Source organism: Streptomyces sp. NPDC088387 (assembly GCF_044753385.1).
Taxonomy (GTDB): Bacteria; Actinomycetota; Actinomycetes; order Streptomycetales; family Streptomycetaceae; genus Streptomyces.
Genome location: NZ_JBIVNC010000010.1, coordinates 37,894 through 55,435 on the forward strand (window position 1 = coordinate 37,894; position 17,542 = coordinate 55,435).

Here is a 17,542-nt window from a genome sequence, read left to right on the forward strand (position 1 = left end):
ATTTACTAGGACGTCCAAGTAAATGTCGACGGTTTACTTGGACGTCCTAGTAATCGGGGGAAACGATCCGCCGTACGCGTGTGCGTACGGCGGGGTCCGGTCAGGCCTTCGCGGCCACCGGGACGTCCTGCGCGACCTTGGCGTCCAGCTCGCGGGTGACCTTGCGCTCCACGAAGAACGCGGCCGTCGGAACGGTGCCCGCGAGCAGTACCCAGAGCTGCTTGGCGACCGGCCACTTCGCCTTGGAGCCCAGGTCGAAGGCGAAGACCAGGTACACGACGTACAGCCAGCCGTGCGCGATGGAGACCACCCGGGTCGCGCCGTCGGCGCCGTCGATGTCCAGCACGTACTTGCCGATCATGCACAGGCACAGCAGGACCAGGAGCACGCCGGTGACGTAGGCCATGACGCGGTAGCGGGTCAGCACGCTCTTTTTCATGCCGTCGAGCGTAACCGCCGGTTCCGGGCGATCTTCCGGCGGGTCACTGCTCGTCGAAGTCCTGTGCCGCCACCCTCAGCGGGCGCAGCATCGCGAAGATCTCCGCGCATTCCTCGGCGTCGTAGGCGCCCAGGCCGAAGTCCATCGACATCAGGTCGCGGGTGGCGGACTCGACGACCTCGCGGCCCTTCCCGGTGATCACGGCGAGGGTGCCGCGGCCGTCGTTGGGGTTGGGGCGCCTGGCGACCAGACCGGAGGTCACCAGCCGGTCGACGGTGTTGGTGACGGACGTCGGGTGGACCATCAGACGCTCGCCGATCTTCGACATCGGCAGTTCGCCCGCCTTGGAGAAGGTGAGCAGGACCAGCGCCTCGTACCGCGCGAACGTGAGCCCGTACGGCTTCACGACCGCGTCCACCTCGGCGAGCAGAATCTGGTGCGCCCGCATGATCGAGGTGATCGCGGCCATCGACGGCACCTTGCCCCAGCGCTGCTTCCAGAGTTCGTCGGCGCGGGCGATGGGGTCGAACGGGAGACTGAGCGGCTTCGGCACGGCACCAGACCCTACCCGTCGGTCATATCGCGGTCAGCCCTGTCTCGCCTTTTGATCCGCCCCGCCCGAGAGGCGGCTCCCGGACCCCTTCCCGGGCCGAGCAACGCCCCCCACTCGCACCCGCCCCCCGCGCCCGCTGACCCGTACGGCCGAGCCCCCCACGCCCCTTCCTGCACCTTTTGCCCACCTATGCGACCATACTGACGTTTCGTTACTGACCGTCACCTCCGCTCCAGGGAGCAGCATGTCCCGGCCGATCCACCCCCTCGCGGCACTCGCGGTGCTCGGACTAGCCGCAGGCTGCGCACTCGTCCCCGGCGTCGACGAGGCCTCCGTCGCCGGCGCCCCGTCCAGGAAGGCGAGCGCCGCCCCGGACTCCCCGTTCTGGGTCGACCCGGAGAGCCCCGCCGCCCGCCAGATCCGCACCTGGCAGCAGCAGGGCCGTACACAGGACGCCGAAGTGCTGAAGCGGATCGCCGAGCAGCCGACCACCCTGTGGCCGGCCGGCGAGATCGACCCCACCCCGCTGGTCGGCGCGGCCGCCACCGCCGCCCGGGAGGCGGGAAAGACGGCACTGCTGACGGCGTACAACATTCCGCACCGCGACTGCGGACTGCACTCCGCGGGCGGCGCCGCGGACGCCACCGCCTACCGGGACTGGATCGGGAGGTTCGCCACCGCGATCGGCGACAGCAAGGCCCTGGTCGTCCTGGAGCCGGACGCGATCGCGCACCTCGTCTCGGGCTGTACCCCGCGCGAACTGGAGCCCGAGCGCGAGCAGTTGCTGCGCGAGGCGATCGCCCGGCTGAAGCAGCAGCCGAACACCAGGGTGTACCTGGACGCGGGCAACCCGGCCTGGATCAAGGAGCCGTGGAAGCTGGTCGAGCCGCTCCGACGCGCCGGTGTCGCCACCGCCGACGGGTTCGCGCTCAACGTCTCCAACTTCCAGACCGACGAGGTCGCGCGGACCTACGGCCTCGAACTTTCCAAGGGCCTCGGCGGCAAGCACTTCGTCATCGACACCAGCCGCAACGGCAAGGGCCCCCTGGACGGCGTCTGGTGCAATCCGCCCGGCCGCGCACTCGGCACCCGGCCCACCCTGGACACCGGCGTGCCGAGTCTCGACGCCTATCTGTGGATCAAACGGCCCGGCGAGTCGGACGGCACCTGCGAGGGCGGCCCGGACGCCGGCCGCTGGTGGCCGGAGTACGCCCTGGAGCTGGCCCGCAACTCCAAGGCGTAGAACTCCGGCGTCCGGGGCGGCCGTTCAGCGCTCCACATGGATCCACTTCGCCTCGGACGGGGTGCCCTCGGCGTCCGTCACGAACAGCATGTACCAGCCGGGCGGCACCAGCGCCGGGTCGTCGGGGATCGTGACGGTCACCGAGCCGCCCTTCTTCGTCACCTTCAGCTCGATCGAGCGCTGCTCGACGTCGGTGGTGTGGGTGACCGCGCTGGGGCGCATCAGCCGCGCCTCGGCGACCCGTTCGGGCCGGTCGGTCGCGTACGTCACCCTTCCGTTCGTGGGGCGTTCGGGACCGTCCTTCAGTACGGGGCGGTCGGCGCCCGCGCGGTGCAGCGAGGGCGGGGTGAAGATCTCCATCCGCTGCTCGAAGTGGCCGAGCTTGGTGTTCTGCTGGTCGTCGAAGAGCGGGTCGGAGCCGAAGGTGGCGACGCGGCCGTCGGGCAGCAGCAGGCCCTCCGAGTGGTAGTTGCGGCCGACCTTGGGCGCCGCCGCCTCCCGGAAGGCGTTGGCCTTCGGGTCGTAGAACTGCGCCTTGAGGATGTTGCTGGAGCTGCGGCCGCGGTAGTCCGAGGAGCCGTTGGACGTGAAGACGGTGTCGTCGGGCATGATCACGCTGTTCAGATAGCGGGTGCCCTGCGGCAGGTCGGGGCCGTCCCGGAAGACCGGGTTGTCCTCCTTGAGGTCGACGACCGCGGTGCGCGGGGTCGCCTCGTCGGACTCGCCGACGCCTCCGCCGCCCAGGATCATCACCTTCTGGTCCTGCGCGGGCGGCAGCAGCAGGGAGGCCGCCGTCTCCGTCTCGTCGGCGTCGGTCAGCCCCGGCACCTTCTGGAAGCGGTTGGTCTTCAGGTCCCAGATCCCGGCTTCCCGGCCCCGTTCGGCGGGCCCGTACCCGGCGTTGGCCGCCGAGTAGAAGAGCTTGCCGCCCTTGGTGAGGAAGAGGGCGGGATAGGTGGGGAAGTACCGCTGGGGGCCCGGCGTCCACTTCTTGGTCCTCGGGTCGTAGATCTCGTTGTCGCCGGGGTCGATCACACCGACGTCGTCGAGCCCGGAGACGGCGAGGACCCGTCCGTCGTCGAGCCCGACCAGCGTCGGGTACCAGCGGGCCTTGTCCATCGGGTCGACGGGGATGTACCGCTCGGCCTTCGGGTCGAACTCGTAGGCCGCGCGGATGCCCTGGAAGTCCTGCTTCTCCAGGGTGATCTTCTCGCTGAGGCCGTAGGTGTTGTCCGCGTCCTCGCCCTTGAGGCCGACGATCTCGTACTGGGTCTGCTTCTCGGTGACCGACAGCGGCCCGTCCTCGACGGCCTCGACGAAGACGCGGGCCTCCTGGGCGGTGACGTTGGCGCCGCGGGTGTTGGCGGTCTTCTTCGCGCGGGGGACGGTGACGTCGAAGCGGGTGACGTACTCGACGCCGGCCGGGGAGCGGAAGCGGGTGCCCTTCTTGAGGAAGACCGCCTTGTCGGGGTTCTCGTTCTTCACGCGCATTCCGCCGCCGGCCCGGTCGACCTCGCCGTCGAGCAGCTCGTAGCGGGCGGTGCCGCCGGCCACCAGGAGCCGGCCGTCGGGGAGTTGGGCGTGGCCGGCGCAGAAGAAGTCGTCCGGGGTGGGGATCTTCTTGAACTCGTTGGTCTTCGGGTCCCACAGGACGGTGTCGAAGTCGCCCTCGTCGAACTTGCGCTGCTCGTTGCCCGACCCGGCCACGATGAGCACCTTGCCGGTGTGCAGCAGCGCCGCGTGGATGGCGTTGGTGCGGTACTCGTCCGGGATGTCGAGCCCGCTCCACGAGCCGTACTGCGCCTGGTAGGCGGGCCGGGAGATCTTGTACTCGTGGTACTTCTCCCCGGCGAAGTCCAGCGCGGCCGGGGCGTTGAGCCCCAGCAGGATCGCGACGCCACCCACGCCGAACACGGTCTTCTTGGTCTTCTCGGAGGGCTGGTAGGCCATGGTCTAGTTGCCTCCTGTCGTGCCGTGCGGAGTGCCGCTCGTGGCGAGGGCGGGTTCGGACGGGTCGGTGACGCGGGCCGGCTGGGTCAGCTCCCGGCGTTCCCGGCGTTCCTTGAGGAGCGTCGCGGCCCATACGGCGACCGGGGCGAGGGAGATCGCGGTGGCGAGGACGGCCCAGGTGCGCATGGCGACATGGGTGTGGCCGAGGATCACGGACGCGGTCAGCGAGGTGACGAGCAGGATCGCCCAGCCCAGATGGATCCGGAACGTCATCAGCCGGTCGGGGCTGGCGTCGCCGCCCTTGGGGGTGACGACGAACCGGCTGGGCCGCCGGATCACGGCCTCGCCGAAGGACTTGAGGTAGATGGGCGCCGACAGCGCGGACATCGCCATGCCGGCCAGTCCGCCCGAGCCGGTCGGTTCGTGCGGCGAGACGTTGTGCCGCCGGTTCCAGAGGTAGAGGCCGATCTGGAGGGCGGCGGCGTCGCTGTAGAGCATCAGCCACACGGACGCGGCGACCTGGGTGCCGGACGCGCCGAACCACAGGAACAGCACACAGCTGAGGATCCCGAGGAACCAGTTGACGGCCGTCATCGGGTAGTAGACGAGCATCAGCGTGTACGAGAACAGCCGCCCGGCCGGCATCCTGAACGGCGCCTTCCAGTACTGCTGGAACAGCGTCTCGTAGGTGCCCCGCGACCAGCGCATCTGCTGGGTGAAGAAGTCGGTCCAGGAGGCCGGCCCCTCACCGACGGCGAGCACGTCGGGTGTGTAGACGGAGCGCCAGTGGTGGCCGGTGCGCGGGTTCTTCGTCCGGTGCAGCTCGAAGCCGGTGGCCATGTCCTCGGTGATGGAGTCGTACAGCCCGCCGATCTGCCGGACGGCGGCGATCCGTACGACGTTGTTGGTGCCGACGAACATCGGCGCCCGGTAGCGGTTGCCGGCCCGCTGGATCAGCGCGTGGAAGAGGAACTGCTGGGACTCGGCGGCCTTGGTGACCGGGGAGTCGTAGTTGCCGTACACCTGCGGTCCGACGACGAAGGCGACGTCCGGGTCGCGGAAGTAGCCCATCATCCGCTCCAGGAAGTTCGGGAGCGGCACATGGTCGGTGTCGACGGAGGCGAAGAACTCGTACGCGTCGCCGTGCATGGCGATCCAGGCGTTGTAATTGCCGTGTTTGGTACGGGCCTTGTGGACGCCGGACTCGCGGTTCCACTCGGGGACGCCGTGCCGGGTGAAGTGGCGGACGCCGAGTTCCGCGCACAGGGCCTTGGCCTGGGCGTCGTCGCCCTCGTCGAGGAGCCAGACGTCAAGGGGGCCGGTGTGGGTGATCCTGGTGGCGCCCTCAAGGGTGGCGCGGACCATGGAGAGGGGTTCCTTGCCGGGGACGTACGTCGTGAGGAAGGCGACGCGGGTGCCGGGCTGGGGGAACACCGGGACCGGGTCGCGGGCGACGAGTGTGGCGTGCGCGACGGACGCGACGTTGACGACCATGAACAGCTCGATCAGCCCGATGGATATGAGCATCAGGACGTCGAGCCAGACCAGCCAGCGGTCGCCGCCCTCGCGCTCCACCCAGTGGCTGGGCCAGACGAGGTAGACCAGCAGGATGCCGGTGAGGACCGGGGCGAGGGTCATCAGGAGGATCGCTCGTATTCGGTGCGGCTCCTGCGCGAGCAGCGACGTGTACCGCACCTGGTACGCGCGGCGGGACGGCTCGGTGAGCGGCCCGGCCAGTCGGCTGTGGGTGTCGTAGTCGTAGCCCTCCGGCCGCACAGCGCCCTCCATGTGATGTGGGGTGATCGAACGAGTCGATACCCACACAAAAGTGCAGTTTCCGGGGCGTGTCGAACTGGGGGCGTCCAGGTGGGTGGGCATATGCGCGGTCGGGTGCAAACGGCGGTACGCAGGGTTGGGGCGGCCCGGACCTGCGGCTGTCCCCGAAGGGGCGCGCGGGGCGGGCTGCGACGGCCGGAGCCCGGCGGGCCCCGCCCCTCAGCGGCGGCTCGTGCGGCGCAGACGAAGACGGACGGCACGCTGGGCGACCGGGCCGAGGTCCTCCAACGCGGCCACGAGGGCGCCGAGTTGTTCGAGGGCGTCGAGCGCGGCGGCGGCGCCCTCGCCGTCCACGCCCTCGTAGAGCTCGATGCCGACGAAGGACGCGGCGACCACGCGGGCGAGTCCGGCCGGGTCGGCGAACTCGCCGAACGGGGTGGCCGCCAGCACCCGGACCAGGACCCGCTCGATCTCGGCGATCCACAGTTCCAGGCCGGCGGCGGTGGCCGGGCCGAGGCTCTCGTGGGTCTGGGCGCCGGCGAGCAGTTGGCCGAGCAGGGCCACATGGCCGCGGGTGCGTTCCTGCTCGTGGATCGCGCGGCCGACGGCGAGCAGTTCGGACAGCGAGGTGACGGCGGCGAACCGGTCGCGGTAGCGGGCGACCGTGCGCTCGGCGCCGTAGCGGCAGGCCGCCGCGAGCAACTCGTCGACGGAGCCGAAGTGGTAGAAGACCAGCGCCTGGTTGACCCCGGCGGCCGTGGCGACGGTACGGGCGGAGGTCTTCGCGATGCCCTGTTCGGTGAGGACGCGCAGGGCGCCGTCGAGCAGCTTGGTCTTGGTCTCCAGCGACTTCGCCGTCTCGGGGCTCACGCGCGGGCCTCCTCGCGCACCGGACGCAGTCCGGGCCTGACGCCGCGTCGGCGGACGTCGGTGTAGGTGGCCCGGAAGGAGCCGTCGTAGCCGAAGAGCGGCCCGAAGTGCTCGTTCACCACCCGGACCCGGATCCGGAAGCGCCCCGAGATGTCGTCGTAGGACTCCCGCACCTCGGCCGTCGCCCCGATCAGGGCGGGCACCCGCACGTCGACCGGGCCCTCGCGGAACCGGTGCTCGCCGGAGCGGATCAGCAGCGAGCCGTCGGGCTCCGCGCTCGGGTGGAGGTCGGTGGCGAGGTGCTGGTGGGTGCCCAGGTAGTCGAGGATCCGGTCGCCGCGCGGGCCGAGCACCATCTGGGCGTCGAAGCGGCGGGGCCGGCCTGGCAGGTCGAAGGTGCGCACGAAGGTCACCGTCTCACGTCCGAAGGTGTCGGCGTACGGCACGTTCTCGATGGTGAAGGGGACATCGCGGCCCGCGCGCGGGACCAGGATGTTGCGGGTGGTGCCGAGCGCCAGGAACGGCTTCACCCACGGGCCGCCGTGCCAGATCCGGTCCATGACACCCCGGCCCGTGCAGGCCTCGCCGCTGTCCAGTCCGACGGAGAACCGGCGTCGCAGCTCGGGGTGGAGGCGGTCGAAGTCGGCGCCCATGGCCCGGCGGAAGATCGAGGCGCGGGCGGGTGCCGGTGTGGTGGTCATCGCGGGTTCTCCAGGGTGCGCAGCAGACGGGGGGCACGCGCGCGGGTGGGCGGGGTGCGCAGACAGCGCCGGGCGGCGGGGGTGGCGGCCCGGGGCGGCAGGAACAGGGCCAGGGAGAGGGCGACCAGGAGCAGCAGCGGGGACAGGTAGGCCATGGGTGCGGCGAAGGGGCCGAACAGCCGCAGGAAGGACTCCAGGCCGAGGCCGGTCACGGCGACTCCGGCCACGAGCACACGTACGGCGATCTCGGTGAGCCAGTTGAACAGGGCGCGCTCCGGCGTGATGCCCCGCTCCAGCCAGAGCCGGAGCCGGTCGAAGGACCAGGCGGTGGCCCAGCCCATCAGCGGCCGGAACAGCAGCCGGTCGGCGACCGCGCCAAGGCGGCCCCAGCGCGGGCGGTAGTCGTAGCCGGTGAGGAAGCGCACGCCGTCGCCGTCGGGGACGTAGCGCCAGTAGCCGCTGCCCTCGGCGAGCAGGGAGAGGGGGTGCGGAGAGGCGAAGCGCAGGGCGGAGGTGCGGGAGCCGTCCGGGCGCTGCGTCTCGCCGGCCGAGACGCCGGTGCCGGCGACGGTGAGGAAGGGCAGCACGCGCGTGGCGTACCGGAAGTGCTGCGGTTCGCCCTCCGCACGGGGGAGGTGTTCGATCTCGGTGAAGCGGAGGTCCCAGCGCTGGTGCCGGGACGGTTCCTGGGAGGCCGACCACAGCTCGTCGAGGTCGGCACGGATACGTGCCTCTATGTAGAGCCCCATGGCTCGTCCCCCACTTCAGCAGCGTGTTTGAGCGATCGCTCAAACTCTCGGGGGAGACGGTATCTCGTTTTGAGCGATCGCTCAAAGGGTGGACGCGAAAAACCCCGGTCCTCTGCGGACCGGGGTTTCGCGGTGCCGGGGTCGGCCGTGCCGATGCGGGCCTAGTCGGCCAGGTGGCGTTCCACCGTCTCGACCTTCGAGGTGAGGCCGTCGGTCACGCCGGGGCGGATGTCGGCCTTGAGGACCAGGGACACGCGGGGTGCGCGCTCCTCGACGGCGGCGACGGCCCGCTTGACGACGTCCATGACCTCGTCCCACTCGCCCTCGACGGAGGTGAACATCGCGTCGGTGCGGTTCGGCAGCCCCGATTCACGCACCACGCGGACGGCGTCGGCGACGTACTCCCCCACGTCCTCGCCGACACCCAGCGGCGTCACGGAGAAGGCGACGATCACGCGTTCACGATCCCCTCGTTGCGGGCGCGCGAGGCGATGAGCGCGTCCTCGGACTCACGCCGCAGCCTGCGCTCGGCGAAGAAGCCGCCGGTGGGCAGGATCGAGAGGACGAAGTACAGCGCGGCCGTCTTCAGCGGCCACTTGGCCTTGTTCCAGGCGTCCGCCCAGAAGATCACGTACAGGATGAACAGGACGCCGTGGACCGCGCCCATCACGGGCACCGCGTTGAAGTCGGTCGTCCGCTTCAGTACGGAGCACAGGAGCAGGACGAGGAACGAGACGGCCTCGGGGGCCGAGACCAGGCGGAGGCGGCGCAGCGCGCCGGCGGTCTTGATGTCCACGGGTCACCTTCGCTGGGGGTGTCGGGGGCTCCGGCGACCGGTCCGCGACGGGCCGACCGCTTTGTGAACGGAAGCACAAACGTTCACCCATTGTGGCAGGCGACGGGGGCGGGGTGGGCACGGGGGCCGGATCGGGACTCTCAGCAGGTGCGGCGCAGGTGTCCCGGCCGGCCGGCCGGGACGACGTCCAGATCGCGCAGGACGACGGACAGTCTGTCGCCCCAGCGGTCGCAGGCGGCGGCGAGCCCCGCCTCCGTGTACTCGATGTCGAGGACCCGGTCGTCGTAGACGTCGGCGTAGACGTCACATTCCTCGTACTGGCCGCACTCCTCGGCGACCGCGAAGTCGAAGCCCAGGGCGCGGCCCCTGGAGGCGAGTTCGGCGGCGTTCTTCTGCCCCATCGCGAGCCCGTCCGCGTGCGCGCGGTCGACGAGCAGCCCGGCGAAGGCGAGGTCGTCCTCGGCGGTCAGCAGCCCGTCGGACCGCAGGTGCGAGTCGAGGTTGTCGGCCTCGACGGCCTGGTACCCGGCGTCCGCGCAGCCGTCGATCCACTCCCCCACGACCTCCGCGAGACGCTCGCGCCTGGCCGGGGTCGAGATGTCCAGGAGCGCCTCGTCCCAGTCCCGGTCGACGACGAGCCCGCCGTCGCCGTCGCGCAGCAGCAGGTCGGGGTGGTGCTCCTCCCACCAGCCGGTGGCGTCGGGCTGGGCCTGGAAGGCGTTGACGTAACAGATGTTGTAGAGGCCGGGCGCGGGCTTCGCACTCCGGTCGCGCGAGACGGCACGCACCCCCTCGGGGGCCGGGTAGGCCCCACCGATCTGATAGTCGAACCCGACCCCGGCCGGGGGAAGCAGCACCTCGGGCCCGTCACCCCCCGAACACCCGCCAAGCACCCCGACCAGAGCGAGCACCACCAGCACACGAGAGGGCCGGCCCATCACAAACGACTCCTGAGCAGTCACGACACGGACAACAAATCATGACCACACCCGCACCCGAACACGAGCCCCCGCCCCCACCCCCCAGGGGCGCGGGGAACGGCGCGACAAGCCACAACGAGGCCGCACCAACCCCCGAACACCAGCCCCCGAGAGGGGCGCGGGGAACTGCGCGACCGGCCACAACGGCGCCGCAGCCGGAATGATCACCGCCGTCCGGGCACCCCCTAGGGGCCCGCTCAGGGCATTTGTCCACCCGTAGGCACTGTTCGTGGAGGTCCCCCGGGAGCTACCTTCACCTGCGTGGCGATGTTTCGACTCCAAGGCAGCAAGGTGCTGGCCGTCGACATGACCGGGGACGCCGTGAAGGCGAAGAACGGCGCGATGGTCGCGTACGACGGCCGGATGGACTTCAAGAAGCTCAGTGGCGGTGGTGAGGGCATACGCGGAATGGTCACCCGCCGGATCACCGGCGAGCAGATGACCATGATGGAAGTGAAGGGGCACGGGACCTGCTGGTTCGCGGACCGGGCCTCCGAGATCAACCTGGTCGGCCTCCAGGGCGACAAGCTGTACGTCGAGTCGAGCAACCTGCTCGCGACCGACGGCGGCCTGCGCACGGGCACGTCCTTCACGGGCATGCGCGGCGCCACCCAGGGCAACGGCCTGTTCACGACGACCGTCGAGGGCCACGGCCAGGCGGCGATCATGTCGGACGGCCCGGCCGTACTGCTGCGCGTGAGCCCGCAGTTCCCGCTGACCGTCGACCCGGGCGCGTACGTCGCGCACCAGGGCAACCTCCGGCAGTCCTTCCAGTCGGGCGTGACGTTCCGCACGCTGCTCGGCGAGGGCGGCGGCGAGGCCTTCCAGATCCGCTTCGAGGGCGACGGACTGGTCTACGTCCAGCCCAGCGAGCGGAACACGATCGCGGGGGATGTGTGACATGGCCTTCCGTGAGATCAACTCCAAGATGGTCGAGGCGACCGTCGGCCCCGGGCAGCGGCTGTTCAGCCAGCGCGGCGCCATGCTCGCCTACAAGGGCGAGGTGAGCTTCACGCCCAACATGGCCGGCGGCCAGGGCGGGATCATGTCGATGATCGGGCGCCGGGTGGCCAACGAGGACACCCCGCTGATGACCGTCGAGGGCAGCGGCACCGTGCTCTTCGGGCACGGTGGCCACCACGTCCAGGTCATCAACCTCACCGGCGAGACCCTCTGTGTCGAGGCGGACCGGCTGCTCGCCTTCGAGGGCACGCTCCAGCAGGGCACGCTGTTCCTCGGCTCCCAGGGCGGTGTGATGGGCATGGTCCGCGGCCAGGTCAGCGGTCAGGGCCTGTTCACCACGACCCTCAAGGGCCACGGTTCGGTCGCCGTGATGGCGCACGGCGGGGTGTTCGAGATCCCGATCACCCCGCAGCAGCCGGTCCACGTCGACCCGCAGGCGTACGTCGCCCACCACGGCGACGTCCGCAACAAGCTGTCGACCGCGCTCGGCTGGCGGGACATGGTGGGCCGCGGCTCCGGCGAGGCCTTCCAGCTGGAGCTCAGCGGCAACGGCGCGGTGTACGTCCAGGCCTCGGAGGAGAAGCTTTGAATCCTCCCTTCCCTGAAGGACCTAAAGGGAGGGGATTCCTGGCTCACGTTGGCTGCGGGCCTGCGGTCCGGCAGCTCTTACACGATCAGCACCAGCCGGGTTGAGACCAGCCCGGACGAGCATCACGCGGGCAGAGTTCTTGTCCCTGGGGGACACGGCTTTGCACGCGGTGCAGGCGTAGGTACGTTCCGAGAGGGGCAGTGCGTGCTTGGTTCTCGCTCCGCACTGTGCGCAGTCCATGGTGGTGTGCGCGGGGTTGACGAGGTGCAGTTCACGGCCGTGCTTGCGGGCCATGTGGATCAGGGCTTGTTTCGTCGCGCCGATCGCTGCGTCAGCGGCTTTGCGAGCCATGGTGGACTTGGCGAGGAACTTCGGCCGGAAGTCCTCGACCGCGAGGCGGTCGTGGTCGCGTACGACCTTCTTGGCCCACTTGCGCCCGGCGTCCTCACGCTGCCGAGCGACCTTCTTGTGCAGCTTCGCGGTCAGCCTCTGCGCCCGGCGATAGCCCTTCGAGCCGCGCTGTCCGCGCTTGGGTTTCCTCCGGGCAGTCATCCGCTGGCGGTGGGCGAGGCGCTGGGCGGCATTCTTGCCGTGCTGAGCGTGCGGGAGGTCATGGGTGTCCGATGTGGTGGTCGCGGTTTCCCTGATACCCCAGTCGATGCCGATGTCCCGCCCTGTGGCAGGCAAGGGCTCGGTGGCCGTCACGACGACGAACGAGGCGTACCAGTGGCCGAGGTTGTCACGGTAGATTCGCACCGACGACGGCGGCGTGGGCAGATCCCGCGACCACACCACGCCCAGGCTGATTCCGCCTGCAACATACAGTCGCCCGCCCTTCAGGCGGAAGCCACGCTGGGTGTAGTTCAGCGTGGGATCCGCCGCATGCTTCTTCTTGTACCCGGGCATCCCTGCACGCTGACCCATCGGCAAGCGGGCCTTGATGTCCTTCAGGGCTTTGGCACGGGACTTGGCGAAGTCCCGGATGATCTGCTGCTGCGGAACCGAGGATCCCTGGCGCAGCCATCCGTTCGCGGTGCGGGCCACGGTCAGCATCTTGTCGAGGCGGGCCGGGCCGCACTTCTCGCCTGCGGCATGCGCCTTCTTCGAGCGGGCGCAGCACTCGTTCCAGAGCCACCGGCACCGCGCCCACTCCGCTTCCAGCTCGGCGCGGGCGGTCGACGACATGCGCAGCCGGTAGGTGTACCGGACACGACCGGCGTCCCCAGTCACCTCTAGGGTCGTCATGCCACCACTTTACCACTACATTAGGGGCATGGATGCAGAAACAAAGATCACTCTCAGGCTCCCCGCGGACCTTCACCAGTGGCTGGCTTCTCAGGCCAAGTCCGCCCGCAGGTCCCTCAACTCCGAGATCATCTACCGACTGGAGGGCGAGCGCGCCGCCGACAAGGCGGACAGCAAATCGCCCTGACGGCGATGCGACTTTCCCTGCCCTGCTCCACAGCAATCCGATTTCCTCCCGAATCGAGGGTCAAAGCATCCCGAGAGGAGCCCGATGACCGCCTACCCGGGTGCGGGTCCCGTCGCGTACGACCCGATGACACTCCCCGTCGACGACAACGTGAACTCGTACACCTTCTGCGTGGAGCTCAAGGGCTCCCAGTGGTTCTTGCAGAAGGGGAAGATGATCTCGTACTACGGGTCGATCGAGTTCAACGGCATCGGGCACGGCCGGCTCGACCGACTTGTCCGGACCTCGTTCCATTCGCCACTGCACGCCTCGGACTGGGTCGTGGCGGAGGGCAACGGCAAGATGCTCCTCGCCGACCGGGCCTTCGACGTGAACTCCTTCGACCTGGAGAACGGCAATCTGACCATTCGCTCCGGCAACCTGCTCGCTTTTCAGCCAACTCTCGCGCTGAAGCAGTCGATTGTGCCGGGTTTTCTGACCCTTATCGGAACCGGAAAGTTTGTGGCCGCCTCGAACGGCCCGGTGGTGTTCATGGAACCCCCGATCCGGGTCGACCCGCAGGCCCTCGTCGGCTGGGCCGACTGCCCGTCGCCGTGCCATCACTACGACCACGGGTACATGACCGGCCTGATGGGCGGTCTACGTGCGATGACGGGCATGGGCGGGGCCTCCGGGGAGGAGCACCAGTTCGAGTTCGTGGGGGCCGGCACGGTCCTGCTCCAGTCGTCCGAGGCGCTGATGGCGGAGCAGGCCACGGGGATGGTTCCGCAGCAGGCCGGCGTGCCGGGTGGCGGTGGGGTACCAGGTGGGCACGCGCCGCAAGCCGGCGCACCGCGTCTTCCCGGACAGCTGGGAGACCTCCAGCGTCGCTTCGGGCTGTGAGCGGTAGTCTGCGGAGTGTGACATCGAACGCGTGCGCACCGTCACACCGCCCTCACTAGTTCACCTTTCAACCTCTTAGGTAGACTTCATTTATGGAGACCGAGACGGCCACGCGCTGGCTGACCGATGCGGAGCAGTGTGCTTGGCGCACCCATCTGGAGGTCAACAAGCTGTTGACGTATCAGCTCGAAAAAGATCTACAGCCGTTCGGCCTGACGATGAACGACTACGAGATCCTCGTGAACCTCTCCGAGTCCGAGGACCTGCGGATGCGGATGAGTGATCTCGCCTCCGCCACCCTCCAGTCCAAGAGCCGCCTCTCGCACCAGATCACGCGGATGGAGAACGCGGACCTGGTGCGCCGGGAGAACTGCGAGTCCGACCGGCGCGGGCTCTACGCGGTCCTCACCCAGCACGGCCTGGAGACCATGAAGAAGGTCGCGCCGCATCATGTGGCGTCCGTGCGCAGGCACTTCATCGATCTGCTCGCGCCGGACGCGCTGACGGAGCTGGACAAGGGCCTCAAGCCGATCGCGGACCATCTGCGGGGGCAGCGCGGCCGCCCCTGACCGGGCTCAGGCAAGCGGCAGGCGGAGTTCGAACAGGGCTCCGCCCGCCGGTGCCGTCCCCACGGTGAGCGTGCCGCCGTGCCGGACCGCGACATCGCGGGCGATGGCCAGACCGAGCCCGGCGCCGCCGTCGTCCCGGCTGCGGGCGTCGTCGAGCCGTACGAACCGCTCGAAGATCCGCTCCCGGTCCGCCTCCGGCACCCCGTCCCCGTCGTCCGCGACCTCGACGACGGCCAGACCGCCCGACCCGCGCACCGCCACCGTCACGGCACTGTGGGCATGCCGCCTGGCGTTGTCCAGCAGATTGCCCAGCACCCGCTCCAACTGCCCCCGGGACCCGGCCACCTCGACCACGTCGTCCGCCGTCACCCGCACCCCCGGGCGCCCCTCGGCCGTGTCCCGGGCGAGGGCGGCCAGATCGACCCGCCCGTCCTGCGGCCGCTCCCCCGCGTCGAGCCGCGCGAGCAGCAGCAGATCCGCGGCCAGATGCTGGAGCCGTACGGTGTCCGCGACCGCGCCCGGCACGTCAAGGAGTTCGGGGTGGGCGGCGCCGACCTCCAGCTGGGTGCGGAGCGAGGCGATCGGGCTGCGCAGCTCGTGCGAGGCGTCGGCGACGAACCGGCGCTGGCGTTCCACCGAGGTCTCCAGCGCGGCCAGGGTCTCGTTGGTGGTGCTGGCCAGCCGGGCGATCTCGTCGTGCGTCTCCGGCTCCGGGACCCGGCGGCTCAGATCCGCGGAGGCGGTGATCTCCGCCATCTCCCGCCGGATGCCCTCGACCGGGCGCAGCGCCCGCCGCGTCACCAGCCAGGTGACGGCGGCGACCACGCCGAGCAGCAGCGGGAAGCCGATCAGCATGACCGTCATCGCGGTGTTCACGGCGCTCTGCTCGGCGGCCAGCGGCGCGCCCGCGTAGACGGTGAAGGTGCCCTGGTCGCGGACGTCCACCTCGACCCTGGCGAAGCGGTAGTCCCCGGACTGACCGTCGAGGGTCGCGGAACCCTGGCTGAAGCCGGTGTCCTCGGAGATCTCGCCGGGCCCCGTGGACGCGCCGGCGCCGCTCCCGGAGTCCTCGGCGTCGTCGTCATCGTCATCGTCGTCGCCCTGGCCGGCGCTGGGCCGCGGAGTGGGCCGCTGCCCCGGGTCCGCCGGGGTCGCCGGATCCGGCCGGTTCACCGGCCTCACCTGCGAGGTCGACGTGCCGCTGATCCGCTCCAGGTCCCTGCTCGCCGCCACCAGCGTGCCGTCCTCGGACAGCACCTGGACGGGCTGGTCCTCGTCGTCGAGGTCCAGCCCGCGGGAGGGCACGCCGACGGAGAGATCGGCCGCGACCTGGCGCGCGGTCCGCTCGGCCTGCGTACCGGCCTCGCCCGTCAGGTTCGAGTACAGAGACAGCAGTACGGCGGCCCCGGCGGCGGCCAGCGCGATCGCCACCACCAGCGTCGCGCCGAGCGTGGCCCGCGCCCGTACGGAACCGAACAGCCGGCTCACCGGGACGCCTCCAGCCGGTAGCCGGCGCCGCGGACGGTCCGGATCAGCCCGGCGCCGAGCTTGCGGCGCAGTGCGCTGACGTACACCTCGACGATGTTCGGGTCGCCCTCGTACGCGAAGTCCCAGACGTGCTCCAGGATCTCGGACTTGGACACCACCTCGCCCGAGCGCAGCACCAGCTGCTCCAGGACGGCGAACTCCTTCGCGGTGAGCGCGATCTCGTCCTCGCCGAGCAGCACCCGCCGGGCACCGGTGTCGACCTTCAGGTCGCCGACCGTGTGCACCGGGGAGGCGCCGCCCGCGCTGCCCCGGCGGCGCAGCAGCGCACGGACGCGGGCGACCAGGACGACGTAGGAGAAGGGTTTGGTGAGGTAGTCGTCGGCGCCGGTGTCCAGGCCCTCCGCCTCGTCGTACTCGCCGTCCTTCGCGGTCAGCATCAGGATCGGTACGTCGTGGCCGGCGGCCCGCAGGGTGGAGCAGACGCGGTAGCCGTTCATGCCGGGCAGCATGATGTCCAGCACGATCAGGTCGTACGGCGACTCGGTCGCCCGGTGCAGGCCCTCCAGGCCGTCGTGGACGACGTCCACCGCGTATCCCTCCGCCGTCAGGCCCTTGGCCAGGGACAGCGCGAGACGTTTCTCGTCCTCCACGATCAGCAGCCGCATGGGTAACAGGGTCGCAAACGGAAGCTGAAGCGACCTTCAGGTGGTTTCAGCGTGGCTTCAGGTGCCGCCCGGCAGCGTGGTGGTTGTCGGAACGACCGACAGCCCACCTACGGGGAGGTACTTCTTATGAAGCGCAACATCGTCATCGCCGCCGTCACCGCTGCCGCTGTCGTCGGAGGCGGAACCACGCTGGCGTTCGCCGGGGGCGGGAGCGGTTCCGGTGCGCCGGCCGCGGCGCCCGCCTCTTCCGCCTCGTCCGCCGGCCCGGCCACGGCCGCACAGACGGACGACCGGGACGACGACGGCGACGACCGCAGCGACGACCTCCGGGACGACCGCGACGACGACCGCAACGACGACCGCGGTGACGACGGGACCCAGGCGCGGACCGCGAAGGTGACCGCCGCCCAGGCCATCGAGGCCGCCCTGAAGCACCAGGCGGGTACGGCGGTCTCCGCCGACCTGGACAACGACGACGACGGTGACGACGCCGGGCCCACCGGGCGCCACTGGGAGGTCGACATCCTGGGCAAGGGCACGACGTCCTACACCGTCTACGTCGACCCCACCTCCGGCAAGGTGCTCGACACCCGGAGCGGACAGGACGACGACGACGACCGTGAGGACCGGGCCGCCGTGCGGGGCGCCGGGGTGAACGCGGCGGACGCCGCCACCAAGGCCGCCGCCAAGGGGGTCGTCACGTCCATCGGTCTCGACGACGACTCGCGGACCGTGAGCTGGGACGTCGAGGCGGTCGACGGGAACGGCGTCGAGAAGGACTGGAACGTCGATGTGAAGTCCGGTGCGGTGACCGTGGACCGTGGGGACGACGACGGTCAGCGCGACGACTGACGGACGCGGTGGTGAGGGGGCGGGCCGCCTTGGCGGTCGCCCCCT

General features: G+C 70.3%; 20 protein-coding genes. 7 read left to right on the plus strand and 13 right to left on the minus strand.

Going from position 1 to position 17,542, the window contains the following annotated elements; genetic code table 11:
* Positions 1 to 100 precede the first annotated feature (100 nt).
* Both ACIQAC_RS25680 and ACIQAC_RS25685 read right to left on the minus strand, forming a co-directional pair.
* Positions 101 to 439: a DUF3817 domain-containing protein gene (locus tag ACIQAC_RS25680; protein ID WP_402194535.1), complete on the minus strand. Its 339-nt coding sequence runs from the start codon at positions 437 to 439 to the stop codon at positions 101 to 103.
* Positions 440 to 482: 43 nt separating this feature from the next.
* Positions 483 to 992, minus strand: coding sequence for a MarR family winged helix-turn-helix transcriptional regulator (locus ACIQAC_RS25685; protein ID WP_402194536.1), 510 nt, complete (start codon positions 990 to 992; stop codon positions 483 to 485).
* Positions 993 to 1,236: 244 nt separating this feature from the next.
* Between ACIQAC_RS25685 and ACIQAC_RS25690 the strand changes: the two genes are divergently transcribed.
* A complete protein-coding gene (locus tag ACIQAC_RS25690; protein WP_402194538.1) occupies positions 1,237 to 2,235 on the plus strand; it encodes a glycoside hydrolase family 6 protein in 999 nt (332 codons plus the stop codon).
* 24 nt (positions 2,236 to 2,259) lie between these two features.
* Here ACIQAC_RS25690 and ACIQAC_RS25695 read toward each other — a convergent pair whose 3' ends face one another.
* The 8 genes from ACIQAC_RS25695 to ACIQAC_RS25730 form a co-directional block, all read right to left on the minus strand.
* A complete protein-coding gene (locus tag ACIQAC_RS25695) occupies positions 2,260 to 4,185 on the minus strand; it encodes a galactose oxidase-like domain-containing protein (RefSeq protein WP_402194539.1) in 1,926 nt (641 codons plus the stop codon).
* A 3-nt stretch (positions 4,186 to 4,188) separates the two neighbouring features.
* Entirely contained in the window at positions 4,189 to 5,973 is a 1,785-nt protein-coding gene (locus tag ACIQAC_RS25700; RefSeq protein WP_402194541.1) for a glycosyltransferase family 2 protein, read from the minus strand.
* A 207-nt stretch (positions 5,974 to 6,180) separates the two neighbouring features.
* The gene (locus tag ACIQAC_RS25705) at positions 6,181 to 6,831 is read right to left on the minus strand and encodes a TetR/AcrR family transcriptional regulator (protein ID WP_402194544.1); all 651 of its coding nucleotides are present in this window, start codon (positions 6,829 to 6,831) and stop codon (positions 6,181 to 6,183) included.
* Positions 6,828 to 7,532 carry a DUF4166 domain-containing protein gene (locus ACIQAC_RS25710; protein ID WP_402194547.1) on the minus strand — a complete coding sequence of 235 codons (705 nt, stop codon included), beginning with the start codon at positions 7,530 to 7,532 and terminating at the stop codon, positions 6,828 to 6,830. The genes ACIQAC_RS25705 and ACIQAC_RS25710 overlap by 4 nt, the downstream gene beginning before the upstream one ends.
* Positions 7,529 to 8,281 (minus strand): hypothetical protein, encoded by a 753-nt coding sequence (locus ACIQAC_RS25715; protein WP_402194549.1) that lies wholly within the window; start codon positions 8,279 to 8,281, stop codon positions 7,529 to 7,531. Before ACIQAC_RS25715 ends, ACIQAC_RS25710 begins: the two co-directional genes overlap by 4 nt.
* A 161-nt stretch (positions 8,282 to 8,442) precedes the next feature.
* The gene (locus tag ACIQAC_RS25720; RefSeq protein WP_402194551.1) at positions 8,443 to 8,736 is read right to left on the minus strand and encodes an MTH1187 family thiamine-binding protein; all 294 of its coding nucleotides are present in this window, start codon (positions 8,734 to 8,736) and stop codon (positions 8,443 to 8,445) included.
* On the minus strand, positions 8,733 to 9,077 hold the full coding sequence (locus tag ACIQAC_RS25725; protein WP_402194552.1) for a DUF3817 domain-containing protein: 345 nt from the start codon (positions 9,075 to 9,077) through the stop codon (positions 8,733 to 8,735). Before ACIQAC_RS25725 ends, ACIQAC_RS25720 begins: the two co-directional genes overlap by 4 nt.
* 140 nt (positions 9,078 to 9,217) lie before the next feature.
* On the minus strand, positions 9,218 to 10,015 hold the full coding sequence (locus ACIQAC_RS25730; protein WP_402195089.1) for an endo alpha-1,4 polygalactosaminidase: 798 nt from the start codon (positions 10,013 to 10,015) through the stop codon (positions 9,218 to 9,220).
* Between the two features lie 309 nt (positions 10,016 to 10,324).
* Between ACIQAC_RS25730 and ACIQAC_RS25735 the strand changes: the two genes are divergently transcribed.
* Positions 10,325 to 10,957 (plus strand): AIM24 family protein, encoded by a 633-nt coding sequence (locus ACIQAC_RS25735; RefSeq protein WP_402195091.1) that lies wholly within the window; start codon positions 10,325 to 10,327, stop codon positions 10,955 to 10,957.
* A gap of 1 nt (position 10,958) precedes the next feature.
* Entirely contained in the window at positions 10,959 to 11,609 is a 651-nt protein-coding gene (locus tag ACIQAC_RS25740) for an AIM24 family protein (RefSeq protein ID WP_402194555.1), read from the plus strand.
* Positions 11,610 to 11,630: 21 nt separating this feature from the next.
* Here the strand turns inward: ACIQAC_RS25740 and ACIQAC_RS25745 are convergent, their stop codons facing one another.
* A complete protein-coding gene (locus ACIQAC_RS25745) occupies positions 11,631 to 12,854 on the minus strand; it encodes an RNA-guided endonuclease InsQ/TnpB family protein (protein ID WP_402194557.1) in 1,224 nt (407 codons plus the stop codon).
* Positions 12,855 to 12,882: 28 nt separating this feature from the next.
* On the opposite strand from ACIQAC_RS25745, the gene ACIQAC_RS25750 reads away from it, so the two are divergent.
* The 3 genes from ACIQAC_RS25750 (at position 12,883) to ACIQAC_RS25760 (ending at position 14,492) form a co-directional block, all read left to right on the plus strand.
* The gene (locus tag ACIQAC_RS25750; protein ID WP_402194559.1) at positions 12,883 to 13,041 is read left to right on the plus strand and encodes an Arc family DNA-binding protein; all 159 of its coding nucleotides are present in this window, start codon (positions 12,883 to 12,885) and stop codon (positions 13,039 to 13,041) included.
* Positions 13,042 to 13,125: 84 nt separating this feature from the next.
* On the plus strand, positions 13,126 to 13,923 hold the full coding sequence (locus ACIQAC_RS25755) for an AIM24 family protein (RefSeq protein WP_402194560.1): 798 nt from the start codon (positions 13,126 to 13,128) through the stop codon (positions 13,921 to 13,923).
* Positions 13,924 to 14,015: 92 nt separating this feature from the next.
* Positions 14,016 to 14,492, plus strand: a complete 477-nt coding sequence (locus ACIQAC_RS25760; protein WP_402194562.1) for a MarR family winged helix-turn-helix transcriptional regulator — start codon at positions 14,016 to 14,018, stop codon at positions 14,490 to 14,492.
* A gap of 6 nt (positions 14,493 to 14,498) precedes the next feature.
* Here ACIQAC_RS25760 and ACIQAC_RS25765 read toward each other — a convergent pair whose 3' ends face one another.
* A complete protein-coding gene (locus ACIQAC_RS25765) occupies positions 14,499 to 15,980 on the minus strand; it encodes a sensor histidine kinase (RefSeq protein ID WP_402194563.1) in 1,482 nt (493 codons plus the stop codon).
* On the minus strand, positions 15,977 to 16,645 hold the full coding sequence (locus ACIQAC_RS25770; protein ID WP_402194565.1) for a response regulator transcription factor: 669 nt from the start codon (positions 16,643 to 16,645) through the stop codon (positions 15,977 to 15,979). The genes ACIQAC_RS25765 and ACIQAC_RS25770 overlap by 4 nt, the downstream gene beginning before the upstream one ends.
* Positions 16,646 to 16,771: 126 nt before the next feature.
* On the opposite strand from ACIQAC_RS25770, the gene ACIQAC_RS25775 reads away from it, so the two are divergent.
* Positions 16,772 to 17,497, plus strand: coding sequence for a PepSY domain-containing protein (locus ACIQAC_RS25775; RefSeq protein WP_402194566.1), 726 nt, complete (start codon positions 16,772 to 16,774; stop codon positions 17,495 to 17,497).
* Positions 17,498 to 17,542 lie beyond the last annotated feature (45 nt).